Here is a 2,005-nt window from a genome sequence, read left to right as displayed (position 1 = left end):
GCTGTCGGGCACCGACGACATCGCCGTGGGCACCCCGGTCGCGGGCCGGGGCCCGGCCGAACTCGACGCGGTCATCGGCATGTTCGTCAACACCCTGGTGCTGCGCACCCACGTCGACGGCGGCAGTCCGTTCACCGCCCTGCTCGACCGGGCCAAGGCTGTCGACCTCGCCGCCTTCGGCCATGCCGACGTGCCCTTCGAACGCCTGGTGGAGGTGCTCAACCCCGAACGCTCCACCGCACGGCACCCGCTGTTCCAGGTCGGCTACTCGTTCCAGAACCACGAGCGCGGCGTGCTGGAACTGCCAGGCCTCACCGTCTCCGAGGTCGACTTCGACAGCGGCGTGGCGCAATTCGACCTGCACCTGTTCGCCTTCGACCGCTATGACACCGACGGCGCCCCACGCGGCATCCGCTTCGTCCTCGGCTACGCCGAAGACCTCTTCGAATCCGGCACCGTCCGCCGCTTCGCCGGTCAGCTGCGCGCCGTGCTCGACACCGTGGCGGCCGCTCCGGGGGTGACCGTCGGCGATATCGACCTGCTCGGTCCCGAACAGCGCCGCCGCATGCTCGCCGACTGGAACGCCACCGCCAACGAGCTGCCGCAGGCGACCCTCGCCGATCTGGCCGCCGAGCAGCTCGCCCGCACCCCGGACGCCGTCGCGCTGGTCGAGGCGATCCGCGCGCCCGAGGCGCGGGCCGTCGCCGGCCACGCGCGCAGCCTCACCTACCGCGAGTTCGACGCGGCCGCGAATCGATTGGCGCGCACCCTGATCCGCGCCGGTGTCGGCCCCGAGACGACCGTGGTGCTGGCCATGCGCCGCTCGATCGAGCTGGTGCTGGCGATGCACGCGGTCGTCCGGGCGGGCGGGGCCTATGTGCCGGTCGACCCGGACCATCCGGCCGAGCGCATCGCCTACATCGTCGACACCGCCGCCCCGGTCTGCGCGCTCACCACGGCGGCCGACGGCATGCCGATCGCCACCGACCTGCCGGTGCTCGAGGTGGATCACGTGCTGGCACAGCCGGTGCCGCGGGAATCGCACCCCGAGCGGGCGTGGCGTGACGACGCCCCGATCCGGGACGAGGAGCGGTCGCGCCCGCTGCGCCCGCAGCACCCGGCCTACGTGATCTTCACCTCCGGCTCCACCGGCCGCCCCAAGGGCGTGACCGTCCCGCACGCCGCGGTGGCCAACCAGATCCGCTGGCTGCGCGAGCACTACCGGCTCGGCGCCGACACGGTGAGCCTGCTGAAGACCCCGGCCACCTTCGATCTGTCGGTGTGGGAGTTCTGGGGACCGCTGCTGTCCGGCGGCCGCCTGGTCGTCACCGAACCCGGCGCCGAGCGCGATCCCGACCGGCTGCGGGCCACCATGGACGACCACGGCGTGACCGTGCTGTTCGCGGTCCCGTCCCTGGTCACCCTGCTGCTGGCCGCCGGGGACGACCTGCCCCCGGCCCTGCGCCACGTGCTCGCCATCGGCGAGGCGCTCCCGCCCGCCACCGCGGCGGAGTTCCTGCGCCGCGCCGCCGGCACCGGCGCGGCCCTGCACAACCTCTACGGCCCCACCGAAGCCGCGGTGTCCATCACCGCGAACGAGGTCGCCGAGATCCCGGCCCACACCGTCCCCATCGGCCGCCCCGCCTGGAACAGCCGCGTGTACGTGCTCGACCGCAGGCTCCAGCCGGTCCCGGTCGGCGTCGCGGGCGAGCTGTACCTCGCGGGCGTCCAGCTGGCCCGCGGCTATCACGCCCGCGTCGACCTGACCGCCGACCGCTTCGTCGCCGACCCCTTCGCCGCGAGTCTCGGCGTCGCGGGGGAGCGCATGTACCGCACCGGCGACATCGTGCGCCGGCGGGAGGACGGCGCCCTCGAATACCTCGAGCGCGCCGACTTCCAGGTCAAGATCGGCGGTTTCCGCATCGAACTCGCCGAGGTCGAAGCCGCCCTGCTCGCCCTGTCCGGGGTCCGCGCGGCCGTCGCCCTCGCCCGCCCGGCGGGCGAC

General features: G+C 73.9%; 1 protein-coding gene. It reads left to right on the top strand.

The window, feature by feature from the left end:
- On the top strand, positions 1 to 2,005 hold a 2,005-nt coding region (locus QH283_RS25565; protein WP_280505488.1), incomplete at both ends, for a non-ribosomal peptide synthetase.

This window comes from Nocardia farcinica (assembly GCF_029867845.1).
Lineage (GTDB): Bacteria > Actinomycetota > Actinomycetes > Mycobacteriales > Mycobacteriaceae > Nocardia > Nocardia farcinica_A.
This window is presented reverse-complemented; position numbering and strand designations above follow the sequence as displayed.